The sequence below is a fragment of the Hymenobacter sp. BT18 genome (genome assembly GCF_012273015.1).
GTDB lineage: Bacteria > Bacteroidota > Bacteroidia > Cytophagales > Hymenobacteraceae > Hymenobacter > Hymenobacter lutimineralis.
Genome location: NZ_CP050954.1, coordinates 2459759 through 2478983, shown reverse-complemented (window position 1 = coordinate 2478983; position 19225 = coordinate 2459759). Strand labels below are relative to the sequence as shown.

The 19225-nt window shown below is 58.9% G+C and carries 18 protein-coding genes; 15 read left to right on the top strand and 3 right to left on the bottom strand.

The window, feature by feature from the left end; genetic code table 11:
* Positions 1–56: 56 nt before the first annotated feature.
* The 6 genes from fumC (at position 57) to HER32_RS10405 (ending at position 4438) form a co-directional block, all read left to right on the top strand.
* The gene (gene fumC, locus HER32_RS10430; RefSeq protein WP_168681825.1) at positions 57–1463 is read left to right on the top strand and encodes a class II fumarate hydratase; all 1407 of its coding nucleotides are present in this window, start codon (positions 57–59) and stop codon (positions 1461–1463) included.
* Between the two features lie 105 nt (positions 1464–1568).
* The gene (locus HER32_RS10425; protein ID WP_168681824.1) at positions 1569–2165 is read left to right on the top strand and encodes a GNAT family N-acetyltransferase; all 597 of its coding nucleotides are present in this window, start codon (positions 1569–1571) and stop codon (positions 2163–2165) included.
* A complete protein-coding gene (locus HER32_RS10420) occupies positions 2158–2556 on the top strand; it encodes a diacylglycerol kinase family protein (RefSeq protein WP_232066226.1) in 399 nt (132 codons plus the stop codon). Before HER32_RS10425 ends, HER32_RS10420 begins: the two co-directional genes overlap by 8 nt.
* Positions 2557–2649: 93 nt before the next feature.
* Entirely contained in the window at positions 2650–3120 is a 471-nt protein-coding gene (locus HER32_RS20225; protein WP_232066225.1) for a DUF6970 domain-containing protein, read from the top strand.
* Between the two features lie 104 nt (positions 3121–3224).
* Positions 3225–3728 carry a DinB family protein gene (locus tag HER32_RS10410; protein ID WP_168681823.1) on the top strand — a complete coding sequence of 168 codons (504 nt, stop codon included), beginning with the start codon at positions 3225–3227 and terminating at the stop codon, positions 3726–3728.
* A 101-nt stretch (positions 3729–3829) separates the two neighbouring features.
* Complete coding sequence (locus HER32_RS10405; protein ID WP_168681822.1) at positions 3830–4438, top strand: thioredoxin family protein; 609 nt, start codon at positions 3830–3832, stop codon at positions 4436–4438.
* A gap of 72 nt (positions 4439–4510) precedes the next feature.
* Here the strand turns inward: HER32_RS10405 and HER32_RS10400 are convergent, their stop codons facing one another.
* Both HER32_RS10400 and HER32_RS10395 read right to left on the bottom strand, forming a co-directional pair.
* A complete protein-coding gene (locus HER32_RS10400) occupies positions 4511–5305 on the bottom strand; it encodes a DUF4382 domain-containing protein (RefSeq protein ID WP_168681821.1) in 795 nt (264 codons plus the stop codon).
* Between the two features lie 115 nt (positions 5306–5420).
* Entirely contained in the window at positions 5421–8474 is a 3054-nt protein-coding gene (locus tag HER32_RS10395) for an AsmA-like C-terminal region-containing protein (RefSeq protein ID WP_168681820.1), read from the bottom strand.
* A gap of 161 nt (positions 8475–8635) precedes the next feature.
* Here HER32_RS10395 and HER32_RS10390 point away from each other — a divergent pair, with 161 nt between their 5' ends.
* The gene (locus tag HER32_RS10390; protein WP_168681819.1) at positions 8636–9673 is read left to right on the top strand and encodes a PorP/SprF family type IX secretion system membrane protein; all 1038 of its coding nucleotides are present in this window, start codon (positions 8636–8638) and stop codon (positions 9671–9673) included.
* Between the two features lie 68 nt (positions 9674–9741).
* Positions 9742–11007, top strand: coding sequence for an SUMF1/EgtB/PvdO family nonheme iron enzyme (locus tag HER32_RS10385; protein WP_149070274.1), 1266 nt, complete (start codon positions 9742–9744; stop codon positions 11005–11007).
* A gap of 217 nt (positions 11008–11224) precedes the next feature.
* Here HER32_RS10385 and HER32_RS10380 read toward each other — a convergent pair whose 3' ends face one another.
* Complete coding sequence (locus HER32_RS10380) at positions 11225–11932, bottom strand: ComF family protein (protein ID WP_168681818.1); 708 nt, start codon at positions 11930–11932, stop codon at positions 11225–11227.
* Positions 11933–12126: 194 nt separating this feature from the next.
* Here HER32_RS10380 and HER32_RS10375 point away from each other — a divergent pair, with 194 nt between their 5' ends.
* From HER32_RS10375 to HER32_RS10345, 7 genes are all read left to right on the top strand, one after another.
* Positions 12127–12507 (top strand): carboxymuconolactone decarboxylase family protein, encoded by a 381-nt coding sequence (locus tag HER32_RS10375; protein ID WP_168681817.1) that lies wholly within the window; start codon positions 12127–12129, stop codon positions 12505–12507.
* 3 nt (positions 12508–12510) lie between these two features.
* Positions 12511–12876 (top strand): hypothetical protein, encoded by a 366-nt coding sequence (locus tag HER32_RS10370; protein ID WP_168681816.1) that lies wholly within the window; start codon positions 12511–12513, stop codon positions 12874–12876.
* Between the two features lie 105 nt (positions 12877–12981).
* Entirely contained in the window at positions 12982–13758 is a 777-nt protein-coding gene (locus HER32_RS10365) for an exodeoxyribonuclease III (RefSeq protein WP_168681815.1), read from the top strand.
* A 133-nt stretch (positions 13759–13891) separates the two neighbouring features.
* On the top strand, positions 13892–17311 hold the full coding sequence (locus tag HER32_RS10360; RefSeq protein ID WP_168681814.1) for a DUF4175 family protein: 3420 nt from the start codon (positions 13892–13894) through the stop codon (positions 17309–17311).
* A gap of 42 nt (positions 17312–17353) precedes the next feature.
* Entirely contained in the window at positions 17354–17809 is a 456-nt protein-coding gene (locus HER32_RS10355; protein WP_168681813.1) for an ATP-binding protein, read from the top strand.
* The gene (gene ybeY, locus HER32_RS10350; protein ID WP_168681812.1) at positions 17806–18291 is read left to right on the top strand and encodes an rRNA maturation RNase YbeY; all 486 of its coding nucleotides are present in this window, start codon (positions 17806–17808) and stop codon (positions 18289–18291) included. Before HER32_RS10355 ends, ybeY begins: the two co-directional genes overlap by 4 nt.
* 198 nt (positions 18292–18489) lie before the next feature.
* Entirely contained in the window at positions 18490–19218 is a 729-nt protein-coding gene (locus tag HER32_RS10345; protein WP_168681811.1) for a GNAT family N-acetyltransferase, read from the top strand.
* Positions 19219–19225 lie beyond the last annotated feature (7 nt).

Sequence of the window (19225 nt, the reverse complement as noted above, 5' to 3'; positions counted from 1 at the left end):
CCCCGGCTGGGGCCCGTTTCGCCGTTATTTCCTCTTCTCATCCCACGTTCAGAAGCATGACGCAGTTCCGCACCGAGAAAGACACCATGGGCACCGTGCAGGTGCCGGCCGACGCCTACTACGGCGCCCAGACCCAGCGCAGCATCGACAACTTCCAGATTGCCCAGGACATCAACCGGATGCCCAAGGAAATCATCCGTGCCTTTGCCTACCTCAAGAAAGCCGCCGCCCTTACCAACCGCGACGCTAGCGTATTGCCCGCCGACAAGGCTGAGCTGATTGGCCGCGTGTGCGACGAAATCCTGGAAGGCAAGCTCGACAAGGAGTTTCCCCTAGTGGTGTGGCAGACCGGCTCAGGCACCCAGAGCAACATGAACGTAAACGAGGTAGTAGCCTACCGCGGCCACGTGCTCCAGGGCGGCAGCCTCCAGGACGAGAAGAAGGTGCTGGCCCCCAACGACGACGTGAACAAGAGCCAGAGCTCCAACGACACGTTCCCGACGGCCATGCACATTGCAGCCTACAAGATCCTGGTAGAAACCACCATCCCCGGCATCGAGAAGCTGCGCGACACGTTGAAAAGCAAGTCGGAGCAGTTTATGCACATCGTCAAAATCGGCCGCACCCACCTCATGGACGCTACCCCGCTGACGGTAGGACAGGAGTTTTCGGGCTACGTGTCGCAGCTCGACCACGGCCTGCGCGCTATCAAAAACACGCTGGCGCACCTCTCGGAGCTGGCTTTAGGCGGTACCGCCGTGGGCACCGGTATCAATACGCCTCCCGGCTACTCTGAGAACGTGGCCAAGCACATTGCCGAGCTGACGGGTTTGCCCTTCGTAACGGCGGAAAACAAGTTTGAGGCCCTAGCCGCCCACGACGCCATTGTGGAAGCCCACGGCGCCCTGAAAACGGTAGCGGCTTCGCTGATGAAAATCGGCAACGACATCCGTCTGCTGGCTTCGGGCCCGCGCGCCGGCATCGGTGAGCTGCACATTCCCGATAACGAGCCCGGCTCCAGCATCATGCCCGGCAAAGTAAATCCTACCCAATGCGAAGCCATGACGATGGTAGCGGCCCAGGTGATGGGCAACGACGTGGCCATCAACATTGGCGGCATGAACGGCCACTTCGAGCTGAACGTGTTCAAGCCCGTCATGATCTACAACTTCCTGCACTCGGCCCGCCTGATTGGCGACGTGTGCGTGTCGTTCAACGACAAGTGCGCCGTGGGCATTGAGCCGCTGGAAGCCAACATCAAGAAGCACGTGGACTCTTCGCTGATGCTGGTAACGGCCCTCAACCCCCACATTGGCTACTACAAAGCCGCCGAAATTGCCCAAACAGCCCATAAAAACGGTTCTACGCTGAAGGAAACCGCCCTCCAGCTCGGCTACCTCACCGAAGAGCAGTTCAACGAGTGGCTGAAGCCCGAAGACATGGTCGGCGAAATCAAGAAGTAGCGTCAGCTAGCAGATTGCTTTTCAACGCCGTTGTTCCGCCCCGGAGCAGCGGCGTTGTGGTTTTTCGGGCATCTTTACGCGTTATACTGTATTTCCCCTGCCTGCATGGATTTCACCCGCGACATTCTGCTCGAAAACGACCGGGCTTTGCTGCGCCCCCTCTTGGCCACCGACATCGACTTGCTGCAGGAACCCGCCGCCGACCCGGCGCTGTGGCTGTATACCCTCACCCGCGCCGACAGCCGTCCTGCGCTGGAAGCCTACGTGGCGGCCGCTTTACAAGGGCGGGAGCAGGCAAGCCGTTACCCGTTCGTTATCATCGACAAACAGATGGGCCGGGTGGCGGGCAGCACCAGTTACTACAATGTGGTACCGGAGGAGCAGCGTCTGAGCATCGGCTACACCTGGATAGGCTCTGATTTTCAGCGCACGGGCCTCAACCGAGCGGCCAAGCACCTGTTGCTGCGCTATGCCTTCGAGGAGCTAAGCTACGAACGGGTAGAGCTGGAAACGGACGCGCGGAACCATAAATCACAGAACGCTATGCGGCAGATGGGCGCCTCCCAGGAGGGCACTTTGCGCAGCCACCGCCCCACCCAAGGCGGCATCCGGCGCGACACCATCATCTTCAGCATCATCCGGCCGGAGTGGGCAGCCCTGCGGCAAACCATCTTCGGCGCTTTCGATACCAACCGTGGCTGATCCCCAACCTCGCCGCTTTCCGGCCCTGCTGCGCCAGCGCGCCGCCAGCTTTGGTTACGCCTTCCGGGGGGTAGCAGCAGCTATGCGCACTGAACTGCACCTGCAGTTTCATGCCGTAGCCACGGTGGTAGTGCTGGGGCTGGGCTGGTACTTTGAACTTACTCGCGGGGAATGGGCCCTAGTGGCGCTGGCCGTGGGACTGGTTTGGTCACTGGAGCTGGTAAATACGGCCATTGAAGCGGTAGTAAATCTGGTGTCGCCGGAGTACCACCCCCTGGCGGGCCGCGCCAAGGACGTAGCCGCGGGAGCCGTGCTGGTGGGGGCCGTGGCGGCGCTGGCGGTAGGCCTGCTGGTATTTGGGCCCCACATAGGGGCGCTGCTGGGCTGGTAGCCAGCCGAGGCCAACTCCGCTGCTGGTTTGGCGTAAACCCGTAAGTTGGCGGCTCTTCCTTACTTTCGCCCCTCGTTTCTGTTTCTCTTCCCTATGCGCCTGATCTTTTCGCTTGCTCCGCTAGGTGCCCTGCTGCTGGCCGGCGCCTGCACCCGCCGCCCCGAGGTGAGTACGCCCGCCAACGACACCCCCCGGGAAGTACAATCGGAGGCCACTTCGTCGCCGTCTACCGTGAATCCTACCACCAGCCGGCCGGCTTCTTCCACCGTGGCTATGTTCGACACCACTGCCCGCCCGGCCTGGCTGCAAAAGCGCATCGCCGAACTGGGCGCTTCCGAAAAGCCCCAGAACCCCAAGGCACGCATCCTGAGCTACCGCTTGGATGGCCAGCTGGTGTACTATTTCAACGCTCCCTGCTGCGACCAGTACTCCACGCTGTACTCCGCCAAGGGCACCGTGCTCTGCCACCCCGATGGGGGCTTTACGGGCCGCGGCGACGGCAAATGCCCCGATTTTGAGAAGAGCCGCACCGAGGAGCGTCTCGTGTGGGAAGACCCCCGCTAGCGTTTGAAAGTGTAGATCAGGCCGTTTGATGGCTGGGGCGCTTACGCGGCCGTAGCACCTTCGCGCTCTGGTTTACTCATCTAGTCCTGTTTCCTTTTTTACCCATGATTAACACCAACGAAAAGCTGGGGGCCTACAACGTGTGGGCCAACGAAACCCTGCTCCGTCATCTCGATGGCCTTGTAGCCGCCGGCGCTACCCTCCCGGCCAGCAGCCTGCGCCTGTTCAGCCACGTGCTCAATGCCCAGGCCATCTGGCTGGGTCGCCTCACGGCTACGCCCAGCCCCGTAAAAGTGTGGCAGGAGCACGACCTGGCCGGCCTGCACCACTGGCACGAGCAAACCTCGGCCCGTTTCCGCGACTACGTAGCTACCGCTGATGAGCACGAGCTTAACCGCTTGATTACCTACACCAACTCCATCGGGGAGGGATACACCAGCCAGGTAGCCGACATCTTCACCCACGTGCCTGTGCACGCCAACTACCACCGCGCCCAGGTAGCCCGCGACCTGCGCCAGCACGGCCTGGAGCCCATCAACACCGACTTCATCACCTACTGCCGGGAACTGTCGGCCCAGGCGGCTACGGCCGACGTGCCCAGCTTGTAACGCCTGACGTTAGTCCGCTTTCCGTAAACCCTTTTCGGCGCAAACATCTGCTGCCGGAAAGGGTTTTTTGTGCTTCATTCTACCTTCTGAAATTTTCTCTTATGGCTCTGCCTGTTCTTTCTGCTGAGCGCCTAAGCGCGGCGTATTCCTACCCGGCCTACCGTCAGCTCATCAACGAGCTGCTGGCTCAAGGGCTTACGACTGGTCCAAATCAGTCGGAGGCCCTCACGCACTACGGTCGCCTGAACGTGCAGCGCATGGAGCGGATAGATAAGACCGTACAGGTGCTGCCGGAGCTACTGGTAGCCGCGCAGGAGCTGGCGCGCCCCTATGTATGGCTGGTGCTCACGGAGGGCTGGTGCGGCGACGCGGCCCAGATTGTGCCGACGCTGGAAGCCGTAGCGCAGGCCAGCCAAGGCCAACTCGCCACCCGCTACCTGTTGCGCGACGAAAACCTGGACCTCATGGACCGCTATCTTACCAATGGCGGCCGGGCCATTCCCAAGCTTATTATGCTTGATGCCGTTACCCTAGAGGAAGTAGCCCAGTGGGGACCCCGCCCAGCTCCGGCGCAGGCCCTGTTTCTGGAGTTGAAAGGCCAGGGACTTTCCCATGAAGCCTACGCCGAGCAGGTGCACGCCTGGTACGCCAAAGACAAAACCCGCACTACCCAGGCAGAGCTACTGGCGCTAATCCGGCAGTTGGGCTAAGCGTACTTTTATAAAAACAAAAAGCCTCCCGCTAATAGCGGGAGGCTTTTCTATGCCCAAGATGATGTCGGGCTATTCCGTGAGGGTGATGACGCCTAGATTGGTAACGTTATCGGCTACTACCGAAACGTTATCCTTCTGCGAGTCTTTGTAAGGAGCAGCGGCTTTAAACTCTACGCGGTACGTACCCGCCTTAACGCCGAAAAGCTGGAAAGCTCCATTGGCGTCGGTGTAGGTGTTAATGGTATCACCATTGGCTACGTCGGTACGAATAGCCATTACCTGAGGCTTGGCCGCAATAGGCATTACCATGCCTTTGATGGTACCAGCTACGGCAAACGGTACGGCCCGAATAACGGGCTTGAGGTTGTACTGACCATTGCCGCGGGCTACCACTGATTTAGCCACGTCGAAGTCCAGCACGAATGAGTAAGATATACCGGCTTTCAAATCCTCATCCACGTTGACTTTCAGGCCCGAAGTCTGGCCGCTGGGCACTGTCAGGTCTACCGTGGTTCCATCTTTCAGTGTCAGCGTGTTGTTAGGGCCGAGTACCAGTCGAATCTGCTGGATGCGGCCAGCCGGAAAGTTTTGACCGGCAACAATTGGTGCATAGGTGCCATTTACCAACTTAAGCAGGTCGTATTTACCGGCTGTCACGTTGAGGTCCTGCCAACCTTCTTCACCAGCGGCGTCGGTAGCGTTTACCTGTACTTTCTGCAGATCAATGTTCACGGCTTTGTAGTCGCCGGGGGCATCAATGAGCAGTACCTGGATGCCCGCGGCATCAGAGGCATTATCCTTGTCGTTGCAGCCCGTGAAAACCAGGCTGGCCAGCGCTAAAGGAAGAAAACGAAGAAATTTCATAGAAAGGGGAAATTGAAGAAAAACGACTGATTAAGGAGCGTAGAATGCCAAGCAATTAACGTACCGTACAGACATCAACGGGGCTTGGATGATTCCTATTGTATGGGTTTTTGTCCTATGGTTTGGTGGTGTCAGCTTTGGCCGGTTCCGGGGCGGGGGCTTTGGGCTTTTTGCCGAATAGAATACCGTTGAGCTTATCCTTGGCCTTGTCCTGGATTTTGGTCTGGGTTTCCTGGCGCTTCTTTTCCAGTTCCAGGCGGGCCTTGTCGGCCAGCTCCTGCTGCTTGCGTTGGGCTTCCTTCTGCAGGCTGTCCTGGGCTACTTTGGCCTTAGAAGCTAGCTTGAGCTTGGCATCGTCTACCTTGCTTTGCACCACGCTCGTCACCAGGTTTTTGGCCAGGTCCTTGGCCTGGGCTTTGGCGCCGGCAGTGGTTAGCTTCACGTCGGGGTTGGTGAGGCTGCCGCCTATTTTCAGGCCCATGGTCACGCGCTCCGTGCCTTTGATGTCCTGCACGCCGCTGAGCTGGGTGAGCTTGGCGTTGAGGGCGTTGCCGACTTTACCCGTGGGCACGTCCAGCGCCATCACGTATTCCAGGCTGCCATTTACGTTGCTGGAGCCACCCACGGTGGTTTTGATCTGGCCCACCGTAAAGTCGAAGGGCTTCACGATGAAGTTGCCGTTCAGCATCTCGGCCGCCACGTCTTTGTTTTCCACCACGAACTTCTTCAGCTCATTCAGCTGGGTGAGGTTACTCACTTTGTTGAGCACGCCGGAGTTGCCCACGGCGGCCCGCACCACCTCGAACACGCCCTTGCCGGTGAGGGAGCTGTACACGGGCAGCATATCCTGTCCCATTTCCCCGCTCACGTTGAAGTTGGTGGAGAAAATGCCTTCTACCTGCGAGGCCAGCGGCACAAACTTCTTCACCGACTCAAACGCCCGGAAAGCATTCTGGAAATTCAGGTTTTTGATGTTCAGCCCGAAGTTGAACTTAGGGTGCTGCAGGTCCTTGCTGCTGTAGGAGCCGTTGGTGGCAAAGGCCCCGCCTAGGGTATTAAACGTCAGGCCGTCCATGCGGGCGGCTTCGTCGCGCACCACCACGGTGCCTTTCACGTCCTGGAGCTTGAGGTTGTCGTACTGCACCTCGCCCACGTTGGAGTTCAGGGTCAGGTCGAAGAATTTGGGAATCTGGAGCACGCCCTGGGCCTCGGCGGGAGCGACGGTTTTGGCCGTGGCGGTGGGCTTGGCCGTTACCTCGTCCACCATCCACTCGTTCACGTTAAAGCGCTTAGAGTTAACTGTGAGGTTGCCGCGCAGGGGCTGGCCGGGCGTGAACAGGTAGCCCATGTAGTTGCTGATGGTGCCCGAAGCCGCAATGTCCGACGAGCCCACGAAGCCCTGCATGTCTTTCAGTACGATGTTGGCGTTGTTGAACGTAGCCGTGGCCTGGGTGACTTTCACGCCCTGGGGCAGGTCGGTGCTTTTGTAGGTTACATTTTTGGCCTGCACCGTGCCCGAGGCCACAATGTTCTGATAGCGGCCGGCTTCCACATCGGCCATGTTGCCCTTGGCGGCCACGTTGCCGTTCAGGCGGCCCGTCACCGTCATGCCTTCCAGGGGGAAGATCTTGGTGATTTTGGTCAGGTCGATAATGCCTTTTACGTCGGCGTCAAATACGGGCTTTTCGAGGTTCTGGGCGGCTACGCGGCCTTCCAGCGGCTCCCCGTCCAGCAGCATCCGAAACTGCGGAATGTTGATGCGCGTGTCGTTTACCTGGCCGGTAGTGTTGGTCACGGTGCCGTTTAGGGTCAGGTTCTCGATGGGGGCCGGGAACTGCTTGCTTTTCACGTAGCCGTTGGTGAGGCGCAGGGCCGCCTGGGTCACGGGCATCTGGGTTTTGGAGTAGGTGCCCTTGGCAGTGGCATCTACGGCCAGCAAACCACGCAGCAGCAAATCCTGCACGGGGTATACTTTCATCATCTCGGCCAGGTCCACGTTGGCTTTCACGCGCCCGTCCACTTTCATCGGCTCCAGCCCGTCAATCAGCACGTTGCCGTCAATGGGATTTTTGCCCAGGTCCAGGTGAAACTGCTTCACGTTCACCTTCACGTTATTGGTAAAGCCCGAGGGGTTGTCTACCTGCATGTCCACGTTGATGTTGCGGGCCTCCTGGGGCAGCTGCGGGTAGTGGAAAGTGCCATTCTTCACTTGCAGGTTGACGCCGTAACCCGGCATCTTCACCTCGTTCTGCACGCCCTTGAAGTAGCCATCGAAAGCCACTTTGCCGGTGGCCTCCATGTCCTTGAACTGCTCGTTATAGGCGCCCGGCACCAAGCTCAGGATGTTCTTGAAGTCGGTTTCGAGGGCTTTGAAGGTGAGGTCGTAGGTGATATCCGTGTCGTTGGGCAGGCCGATGGCGCCCTGGAAGGTGGCCGGAAAGTCGTTCAGCTGCACCTTGTTGTCTTTGAAGGTGAACAGCATCTTGCCCAGGTCCATGGCTAGGGTCACGTCGCCGGTCAGCTTTTTGTTGGTCACGTACTCGGTACCGTCGAACTGCATGGAAAAGCTCTGGGCCGTAGTTTGGCTGACCATGTCGAACACGTTCTGCTCGAAGTCGCCGGAGCCGGTGTGGTCGATGCCGCGCAGCTGCATGGCAAACGGAATGGTCAGGTCTTCGTAGCGCAGCTTGCCCCCGTTGATTTCCCAGCCCTTAATAGCCACCCGCACCTGGCTGGTGTCCTGGCCCTTGGCCGCGGCCGCCGAGTCGGAAAGGAAAATGTCCCAGTTGGCCCGGCCGCTTTTCAGCACCCGCAAACTCAGGTCGGGCTGGTCGAGCTGGATGGTTTTGATCTTGATTTCATCGCCCCGCACCACGCTCATCAAGTCCAGCCCCACCCGGAAGGAGGGTAGAAAGGCCAGCGTGTCGCGCGAAAACGAATCCTGCCCGATGATGCGCAACCCATCGATGCCCAGGGACAGATCGGGGAAGGAGCGGAGCAAACTCAGACTCACATTGTCGGGGTTGTACTCCACTTTCGCGGCCACCCGCTGGGCCAGTTGCTTATCGAGGGCCTGCTTTATTTTGTCTTTGAACAGAACCGGAGCCAGGGCCACCGCGGCCACCAGCACGACCAGAAAAATCAGCGCTCCTAAAAGAACTTTTCGCATAACCGTACAGCTGAAAAAGAAAACTCAAAACGAATCGGGAGCTGGTATAGGTACGTAAGCGGGGCGCCCGACCCGGTAAAGATGCCGGGATTTCCCCATTTTCGAGCCGCCGGCCACTGGCGCGTACACCAAAATCAGGCCCAATGCCGTTAGAATGGCCCATGATGCCACTGCCCCCGATGCTTTGCCTGCGCCTGCTCCTGGCTACGATGAGCTTATGGGCGGCTAGCGTTGCATCGGCCGGGGCCCAGGACTTGTATTTTTCGCAGCCCTACGCTACCCGTTTGCAGCTGAACCCGGCTTTCACGGGCCTCCAGCACGACTACGGCATTACGCTGGCCTACCGCGACCAGTTCCCCTCCCTGGCTGGCTCGTTCCAAAGCTCCCACCTCGGCGCCGACTACCGCTTCAACGAGCAGCGTAGCGCCGTTGGAGTGGTTTTGAATCTTGACCGGTTGGGCGCTATCGGCTACACCCGGCTGGAGGCGGCGGCGCTGTATGCCTACCATGCCCGCCTGTCGGCCGGCGTATACCTGAGTGGGGGCGCGCAGGTTACATATGGCAATCAACGCATTAGCTACAGTAACCTGGTGTTTGGCGACCAACTATCCGACGAAGGAATTACGACCGGCCCCACGTCCGAAGCCGTGCCTTTCGACCCGGTGCACTACCTGAGCGTGGGCCTGGGAGGACTGCTTTACACCAAAAACGCCTGGGTGGGGCTAAGCACCTACCACCTCAACCGCCCCAATCTGGGAACTCAGGCTGCCGGAACCTTGCCCACGCGGTTCACTTTTACCACTGGAGTAAAGCACTTTTTCTCCGAAACTACCGTTAAACAGCACTACCGCGAAGCCAGCATTTCGCCCACGCTTGCCTACACCCGCCAGGGCCGTAGCCAGCGGGCCGAAGCTGGTATCTACGGTACCATCACGCCGCTCACGGTGGGGCTGGTGTACCGGGGCATTCCTTTGCCCGGCGCACCCAGGCCTGCGGCTGTTCTCACCACCATCGTCGGTGTGCAAATGCCGGGGTTTCGGGTGGGCTACAGCTACGATGCGGAACTTGGCCGGCGGAAGTTGGGAGCAGGCGGCGCCCACGAAATTGTACTGACTTTAGAACAGGTAGATGTGCTGGCAGCGGCCCGTCGGCGAATAAGCCGGAAAAATTACCGGTTAGTTCCTTGTCCTTACTTTTGAGTTTTTGTATTATTGCATTCAAATTGCCTTCACTAACGCTTTTCCTCTCAGGTAATTTCGTCTACCGTATGAACCTCGCTAAATACCTATGCTACGCTGCTGTGGGCACCCTAGCGCTGGCGTCCTGTAAACAAGGACCTCCTACCAGCACCAAACCCGGCAAGTATAGCTCTACTACCGGCCTGGAATATAATACCGAGCAGGGCATGAAGGTTGCTGACTATCAAGGCATTCCCGAAGGACCTGGCTTGGTATTCATCGAAGGTGGCCGTACTGTGCTGGGCTCTTCCGAGGAAGATGTAGCCATGACCCGCGACAACGTGGAGCGCACGGTTACCATTGCTTCGTTCTACATGGACGAAGCCGAAGTGGCCAACATCCACTGGCTGGAGTATTTGCATTTTGTCCGCAAAGACTCGGCTGAGGAGTTTTATCAGTCGGCTTTGCCCGATACCACTGTTTGGGCCCGGGAGCTGTCGTTCAACGACCCTTACGTGGATTACTACCTGCGTTACCCCGGTTTCCGCTACTTCCCAGTAGTGGGGGTAAGCTGGCTGCAGGCCAACGACTATTGCACCTGGCGCACGGCCAAGGTGAACGAGAAGCTGGCTGGTGAAGGTGACATCGAAGATGGCGGCGGCAAAAAGAAAGGCGGCGGACTCTTCGGCAAGAAGAAAAACGCCGACGCTCCGGCTGATGCCGCTGTAGGCGCTGAAGGCACCGGCAAATCGAAGATTGCCATCGAAAACGGCAACACCCTGCCGAACTACCGCCTGCCCACCGAGGCTGAGTGGGAATACGCCGCGCAAGCCCTCATCGGTACCCAGGAAACCGGCAACGAAAACCAGGAGAACAAGCGCATCTACCCATGGGATGGTCGCCAGATGCGGAATCCCTACGGCAAGAAGATGGGGCAGTTCTTGGCCAACTTCAAGCGTGGCCGCGGTGACTACGCCGGTATTGCGGGTAGCCTCAACGACGGCGCCATGATTACGGAGTACGTATATGCCTACCCACCAAACGACTACGGCCTGTACAACATGTCGGGCAACGTGAACGAGTGGGTGCAGGACATCTACCGTCCGCTGTCCTTCCAGGACGAGGAAGATCTGAACCCCTTCCGTCGTAACGGCTTCCTCGACAAAGCTGAAGGTTACGACAAAAAAGGCTACCAGTCGCTGATTGACGACCACGTGCGCGTGTTCAAAGGCGGCTCGTGGAAAGACGTAGCTTACTGGTTGTCGCCGGGTACGCGCCGCTTCATGGCCGAAGACTCCGCCACGGCTGCCATCGGCTTCCGTTGCGCCATGATTAACGCTGGCTCGAACAAGTAAACCACGGAGTCGCGCGGATTTCGCGGATTTTGTAGACGATTAAAAAGGGCTTGCCGTGAGGCAAGCCCTTTTGTTTTTGGCTTTAAGCGACCCAACGCCGCCCACGAAACCTAATGGATGGCACAAACGCACAAGGCAAAGCTCAACGTCATCAGACCACAATTTCATACCGCCTACAAAATCCGTGGAATCCGAAAAATCCGCGCGAATCCGTGGTTCATCTATCCGCGCAGGCGATGGTGGCAATGCTCACGGTCCGGGCCCCGGCGGCCAACACTACCAGCGCGCAGGCCTCCAGCGTGGCCCCGGTGGTGAGTACATCATCCACCACCAGCACATGTTTGCCGGTTACTTCTGCCGGGTTTACTACTTCGAAGACCTCCGCTACGTTTTCCCAGCGCTGCATTCGGTTTTTACGGGTTTGCGAACTGGTATGCTCCACCCGGCGCAGGGCCTCGGCCTGCCAGGGGCGCTGCAAACTTTCCGCCAGACCCTCCGCAAAAGAATCGGACTGGTTGTAGCCCCGTTTGGCCAGCTTGCGCGGATGCAGCGGCACGGGCACAATCAAATCGAGGTCTGCGCTTAGCGAAGTGTGCTGAGCAAGCTCGTGACCGTACCAGTGCCCCAGGACGCGGCCTACCTCTGGCTGGTTCTGGTATTTAAGCTGGTGCAGCAAATGCTGCACCCGACCCCGACGCAGAAAGCGCAGGTAGCTCAGAGCATGCTGCACCGGCACCTTGCCCCAGAAGCGACGGGCCAGCGGGTTTTCTGCTTCCGGCAGCCGATGATAATCGGTGTAGGGCAGCTGCGCCCGGCAGTCGGTGCAGATAAACGCTTCGCCCCGGGCCAGCACGCCCGAGCAGCCCAGACACTGCCGCGGGAATAGCAGCGTGATAAAATCGTCGACAACGGAGGGTAGCGGCATAGCAGTAGGGAAGAATAGCGTAGTAGCAGGAAGATAGCAGGTGAGGTGCAGGAAAGAAACAATTCTGATAGCTGGGTGAAGCCCGGATTATCAGGGTTGGCCAAAACTTCTGCCTAATTTTAGGGTCTACTATTCCCAGCCGGCCAATTGCCTTTTGCGGCTGCGATTATTTCCCGTTTCCACCCCTTCTTAATATGTCCCTCGTTTCTGAGTTCAACGACTACCGCCAGCGCATGAATGAAAAAATCATGGCGGCGGATAACAAAGTCATCAAGCGTTTTTTCAACCTCGATACCAACACCTACCAGGAAGGCGCCCTCGACGTGCGCACTAAGGAAATAGTTGGCCTGGCCTGCTCTATGGTGCTGCGCTGCGACGACTGCATCAAGTACCACCTGGGTAAGTGCCACGAGGAGGGCATCAACGACACGGAGATTTACGAGGTCTTCGCCATTGCTAACCTCATCGGCGGCAGCATCGTGATTCCGCACTTCCGCCGCGCCGTGGAGTACTGGGAAGCCCTCAAGCAGGAATCGGCTACGCCGGCACCGCCCCACGCCGAGCACACCGCCTAAGCTATGCTGCACCCTGAAGAAACCGAAGCCCAGTTTGAGCAGCGCTGGTGGGAGCTGATGAACGACCTGCGCCAGCGCTTCGGCAAAAAGCCCGACCTGAACGCCCTGCTGCTGCTCATTGGCGTGCAGGAGCTAGGGCAGGGGGCCGGCCCGTTTACCAAGGAGCAAAAGCAGGACCTGATGCACATTGCCACCTGCCGCCTGTTCAGCATCTCGGGCTACTACGAGCTGGAACGCGTGGATGAGGATGGCTGGCCCCATTTCCGGCTGGTGAAACCCGTTCCGTTTTCTACCCTGAAGGAGCAGGAACGCATGCTTAAGTGGCACATGCTGGAATACTTCCAGGAAATGGACCGACTGAACGGGTAAGTTGTTATGCTGTTTGGCAACTGTCATGACGTGCAAATCTTGGCCATGACAGTTGCCAAACAGCATCGCCCTTTTCAAGAATAGCACCTAACCATTCCTCCCCATTTGAAAATCATCAGCTATAACGTCAACGGGCTGCGGTCGGCGCTGAGCAAGGGCCTGCTGGCCTGGGTGCAGACCGAGGTACCCGACGTGCTGTGTCTGCAGGAAATCAAGGCCGGGCGCGAGCCCCTGGACGTGAGCGGGCTGGAAGCACTGGGCTACCACGTGTACCAGCACCCAGCTCAGAAACCCGGCTACAGCGGTGTAGCCACGCTCACGCGTCAGCTACCGCGCCACGTAGAAGTAGGCTGCGGCACCGACTGCTACGACCTGGAAGGCCGCGTGCTGCGCCTGGATTTCGACGACTTTTCGGTGCTGAACGTGTATATGCCTTCGGGCACCAGCAGCCCCGAGCGGCAGGCTTTCAAGGTAGAGTGGCTGCACTTTTTCCGGCGCTACGTGCAGGAGCTGCAAGCGGCCGGTACGCCCCCGCTCATTATTGGCGGGGACTTCAACTGCTGCCAGCGGGAGCTGGACCTGCACAATCCCAAAGCCAACCAGAACTCCCCCGGCTTCACCCCCGAGGAGCGGCAGTGGTTCCGGGAGTTTCTGGCCGATGGCTTCACCGACTCCTTCCGTCACATCCACGGCGACGCCCCCGGGCACTACTCCTGGTGGACGTACCGGGCCGGTGCCCGGGCCCGCAACGTGGGCTGGCGCCTCGACCACCTCCTGGTAGACAATGCGTTGCAACCACGCGTGGCCGGGGCGGGTCTTTTGGCCGATGTGGTGCATTCGGACCATTGCCCGGCCTACGTGCAGCTATCCGCCGCCCGCTAAGTTCTGCCCCGTAGTTGCTGGGGAATCTTTGCGGCGTATCTGCGGGTTCTGACGTAAATTTAACGGGGCGGTGCCGTTCGGCAGCTTGCTGCCCGACCCCTCTGCACCGCTTTCCCCTTTATTGCCCTCTTTTATGCTGGTGGAAGAAACTCCCCGGCTGACGAAGGCACCTGCAGCCCGCTCCTCGGCGCTGGCGCAGGTGCTCACGCAGCTGGAAGCTTTTAAGCGCAAGTTTTACCTGAGTTTGCTGGTGCGCGGCGGCCTCGTGGCTGGTGGCCTGCTGCTCACGCTGTTCGTGGTGCTCAACCTGCTGGAGTACTTTCTGTACCTGCCAACCTGGGTGCGTGGCGGGCTGCTGTTTGGATTTCTGGGGCTGGGCGTGTACGCGTTTGTGCGCTGGATCTGGCAGCCCTTGGCTGCCCTCACCAACCTGCGCCGCCTGCTGAGCGACGAACAAGCCGCTCAGCGCGTGGGGGAGCTGTTTCCGCAGGTACAAGACAAGCTGCTGAACGCTCTGCAGCTGCAGGGCCAGGCCCGCGAAAACGCCCTGATTGCGGCCAGCCTGGAACAGCGAGCCGCCCAGTTCACGGGCCTCGAATTTGCCCAAGGCATAAACATTCCGGCCCAGACGCGGCCTTTGTGGAAGTACGTAGCCGTGCCCGCCGCCGTAGCCGTGGCCGTATTGCTGATTTATCCCAGTTTGTTTGTGCAGGGTACGGGCCGCATCCTCAACTACCGGCAGAAATATGCGCCGCCGGCGCCGTTTCGGTTCGTGGTAGAGAATAAGTCGTTGCGGGCATTCAAAGGGGAAGACTTCCGCCTGCAGGTGGCCGTGGAAGGCGAGGCCCTGCCCAACGACATTACCATTCAATACGACGGCCACGAGCGGCACCTGACCAAAGAAGCTGGTAATAAGTACTCCTTCGAGTTTCGGCAGCTGCGCCGCGACGTGGATTTTCAGTTAGCCGCCGCTGGCTTCTCCTCGGATAGCTACGCCCTGACGGTGCGCGAGCGGCCCGATCTGCGCGACTTCGCCCTGCACATCACGTACCCGGCCTATACCGGCAAAGCTGCCGAAACCATCCGCAACACCGGCAACGCCACCGTACCCGAGGGCAGTACGTTACGCTGGGAGTTCAGCACGGCCGCTACCGATGCCTTGGAGCTGCAGTTTCGCGCCCCCGACGAAACGGTGACGGCGCAGGCCAGCGGCAGCCAGTTTCAGGCCACGCGCCGCATTATGCGCACCCAGGCTTACGCCGTGCGCCTGCGCAACGCCGCCAGCCTGAACCGGGACCCCATCGAGTACCAGCTCACGGCCATTCCCGACCAAGTTCCGGACATTAAGCTCGAAGCTTTTTCTGATACCGTTTCGCGGCAGTACCTGGCCCTGGGCGGGACCGTGCGCGACGACTACGGCCTCTCGCGCCTGCAGCTGCACTACCGCGTGCTGGGTGCCAAAGCCCGGCCGAATGCCGCCTACCAGACCCGCGCTATTCCGCTGCAGCACGGTGCGGCCCAGGTATACGCCTACCAGTGGGATTTGCGCGGCCTGCGCCTGCAGCCCGGCGACCGGCTGGAATACTTTCTGCAGGTGTGGGACAACGACGGTGTGCACGGCCCGAAAAGTGTCCGCACCCGCGCCGTGGAGTTCCGCGTGCCTTCCAAGCGGGAGCAGCAGGCTCAGCTGAATGCCCAGGCTTCGTCGGTGCAAAGCCAGCTGAGCAAGTCGCAGGAGCAAAGCAAGAAGCTGGAACGGGAGCTGGCCAAGGCCGAAGACAAGCTCAAAACCAAGCGCGACCTGAACTTCCAGGACCGCAAGCAGCTGCAGGACATGCTGGAGCAAAAGCAGCAGTTTGATGAGCAGATGCAGGACGTGCGCCGCATGTTTGAGCAGCTCAACCAGCAGCAGGACCAGCTCGACCCCAAAAGTCAGGAGCTCAAAGAGAAGGCCCAGGAGCTGCAGAAGCTGATGGACTCCCTGCTCGACCCCGAAACCAAGAAGCTCTACGACCAGCTGCAGAAGCTGCTGGAGCAGAAGCAGGACCAGAACCAGCTGGAAATGCAGCAGCTCATGCAAAAGCTCGAAAACAAGGAAAACACCCTGCAGAAAGAGCTGGAGCGTGCCCTCGAAATGTTCAAGCAGCTGCAGTTCGAGCAAAAGCAGGAAGCCACCCTGAAACAGCTGGAGCAGCTAGCCAAGGAAGAGCAGCAGCTGGCCGAGAAAACCGAGCAGAACGACAAGCAGAACCCCGACAACAAAGCCAGCAACCAGGAGCAGAAAGCTAAAAATGAGCAGCTCAAGCAGGAGCAGCAGGAAAAGCAGCAGCAGTTCGACCAGATTCAGCAGAACCTGAAGGACCTGCAGAAAATGGATGAGCAGCTCGACAACCAGAACGGGGCCGACGAAATGAAGGACCAGCAGCAGGAAGTCGACGAGCAGATGCAGCAAAGCCAGGAGCAGCTAGGCAAAAACCAGAACCAGAAAGCCAGCCAGAGCCAGAAGCAGGCCGCGCAGAAAATGCAGCAGATGGCCCAGAAGATGCAGCAGCAAATGAGCGAGGAAGAGCAGGACGAGCAGCAGGAGAACATCGACGACCTGCGCGACATCCTCGAAAACCTGCTCAAGCTCTCCTTCGACCAGGAAGGCCTCATGAAAGACTTCCGGCAGGTAGACCAGCAGGACCCGCGCTTTGTGCAACTCGGCCAGCAGCAGCGCAAGCTCAAGGACGACGCCCGCGTAGTGCAGGACTCGCTCTACGCCCTGGCCAAGCGCGTGTTCCAGCTCCAGAGCTTCGTAACGCGCGAGGTAAGCGAGATGAACGGCCGCATGGATGAGTCGCTCACGCAGCTGCAGCAGCGCAACGTGGGCCGCGCCACCGCCAGCCAGCAGCAGGCCATGACGAGCATGAACAACCTGGCGCTGATGCTGAACTCGGCCCTGCAGCAGATGCAGGAGCAGCAGCGCCAGAGCCAAAGCCAGCAGCAGGGTGGGGGCAAGCCCGGCCGGAAAAAGAAAAAAGGCAGCCAGGCCGGCGAAGGGCAGCTGGGCAAGATGCAGCAGCAGCTCAACCAGCAGATTCAGCAGCTGCAGCAAAGCGGCAAGAGCGGCCGGGCTTTATCGGAGGAGCTGGCTAAGCTAGCTGCCCAGCAGCAAATGATGCGCGAAGCCCTCAAAGAGCTCGAAAAGATGCAGCAGGGCGGGAAACCGGGCAAAGGTGAGCAGGGGGCCGGAGGCCTCGGCGACGTCAAAAAAATGATGGAACAAACGGAGACGGACCTCGTAAACAAGCGGCTAACGGAGCAAACGGTGATGCGCCAGCAGCAAATCCTGACTCGCCTGCTCGAAGCCGAGAAATCGGCCCGGGAGCGGGACCAGGATACGCAGCGGGAAGCAAAAGCCGCCGAAAACCGTCCACCCGTGTTTCCCCCGGCTTTTAACCGTTACCGTCAGCAGAAAAATCAGTCCACGGAAGTGCTCCGTTCCGTTCCGCCGGCCTTCACGCCCTACTACCAGCGTGAGGTCAGTGAATATTTTCAGAAAATGAAATAGCGTTCTGCTATTTTTACCGCCTTTGCCGCCTTTCCCTTTTTTATGAAACAGGTCAAGATTCAGATTCCTTCGCTCGTCGAGAACATTCGCGTAGTAGAAAGCTTCATCGACAACTCGAAGGATACGTTTCACATCGAAGACGACATCTACGGAAACATCATGGTGGCCGTCACGGAGGCGGTGAACAATGCCATTCGGCACGGCAATAAGTTTGACCGTGATAAAAACGTGCACCTTTCCCTGGAGGTCGATGCCAACCGGGTAAAGTTTGAAGTAGAAGATCAGGGCCAGGGCTTTGACTTCAATAATCTGATTGACCCTACCGCGCCCGAAAACCTCGAAAACCCCGGGGGCCGTGGCATCTTCCTGATCCGCCATCTGGCCGATGAGGTAGAGTTTTCCAAGGACGGGCGCAACGTGCAGCTCACGTTTTTCCTCACCCCCGAAAACTCGGGTACTGAAACTTCTTCCTCCGATTCTGACCACACCGCGGCATGAGCACGCTGCCCCCCAACGAGCACGACGACTTCGCCGAAGACCACTTCGACCACGAGCGGCTGGGCATTGAGTTCGTAGTCGAAGACGTGGATTTTGCCTTGGCTGACGCCGAGGAGTTAACTTCCTGGATTGAGAAGATTGCCAAAGTGCACGAACACGAAATCGTGCACCTCACTTATATTTTCTGCTCCGATGAATACCTGCACAAGGTAAACGTCGAGTACCTCGACCACGACACGTATACCGACGTCATCACCTTCGACAATGCCGACGACGCCGACATCATTGAGGGGGACATTTTTATTTCCGTGGAGCGTATTCGCGAGAATGCCCAAACCCACGGCGTTTCCTTCCGCGACGAGCTGCACCGCGTGATGATTCACGGCGTGCTCCACCTGCTGGGCTACGCTGATAAGGATTTGCTCAGCCAGACGGCCATGCGCAAGAAAGAAGACGACTGCCTGCAGTTGCGCACGTTCTAAGCAGCCAGCTTACGCCAGCACGTTGAAACGCCCGCCCATCCGGCGGGCGTTTTCGTTGGTTCGCCATTAGTAAACCGTCATGCTGAGCTTGTCGAAGCATCTCTACCTCTGGCTAATCGATTACCGTTGCAACGAAGCGGTAGAGATGCTTCGACTTCGCTCAGCATGACGGTTTACTAATTTTGCACTCGTTCTACTATGTCGACCACGCCGCAGTCAATCTTAACTATTCCGGGGGAAGCGCTGGATTATTATCTGGGGCAGGGGTATTACCGCATGCACCAGGATTTATTTACCTGCCGGTTTTTGCCCATTGATAATCAGCTGTACACCACCCACTGGCTGCGTTTGGCGCTGAACCGCGTGGAGTATGGGCCCGAACAGCGCCGGCTGCTGCGCATCAACGAGCGTTTTTCGGTTGTGCTGCGGCCCTTCCGCCTCACCGAGGAGCTGGAGGAATTGTACGCCCGCTACCGTGCCTCCATCACCTTCGATGCGCCCGAAACGGTGGAAGCCTTCCTGCTGGCCGGCGCCACCAACAACGTCTTCAACACGGGCGTGGTGGAAATCCGGGACGGAAAGCAGCTGATTGCGGCCGGCATCTTCGACAGCGGGGCGCGCAGCCTGGCGGGCATTATGAACTTCTACGACCCCGCCTACCGCAAATACAGCCTGGGCAAGTACCTTATGCTGCAGAAAATAAACCACGGCCGGCGTCAGCAGCACGTCTACTATTACCCCGGCTACGTGGTGCACGAGTATCCCAAGTTTGATTACAAGCTCTTTGCCTGCGAAGCCGCCACGGAAGTATTCGACTGCCTGCGTGGCCATTGGGTACCGTTTTCGTGGGCCGCGGTAGCAAACCAATCGGCGGCTATTATGGACAGCCTGTCGGATGGCGCCGTGGAGGAGTCCGAGCTGGGGTAGGCAGCGC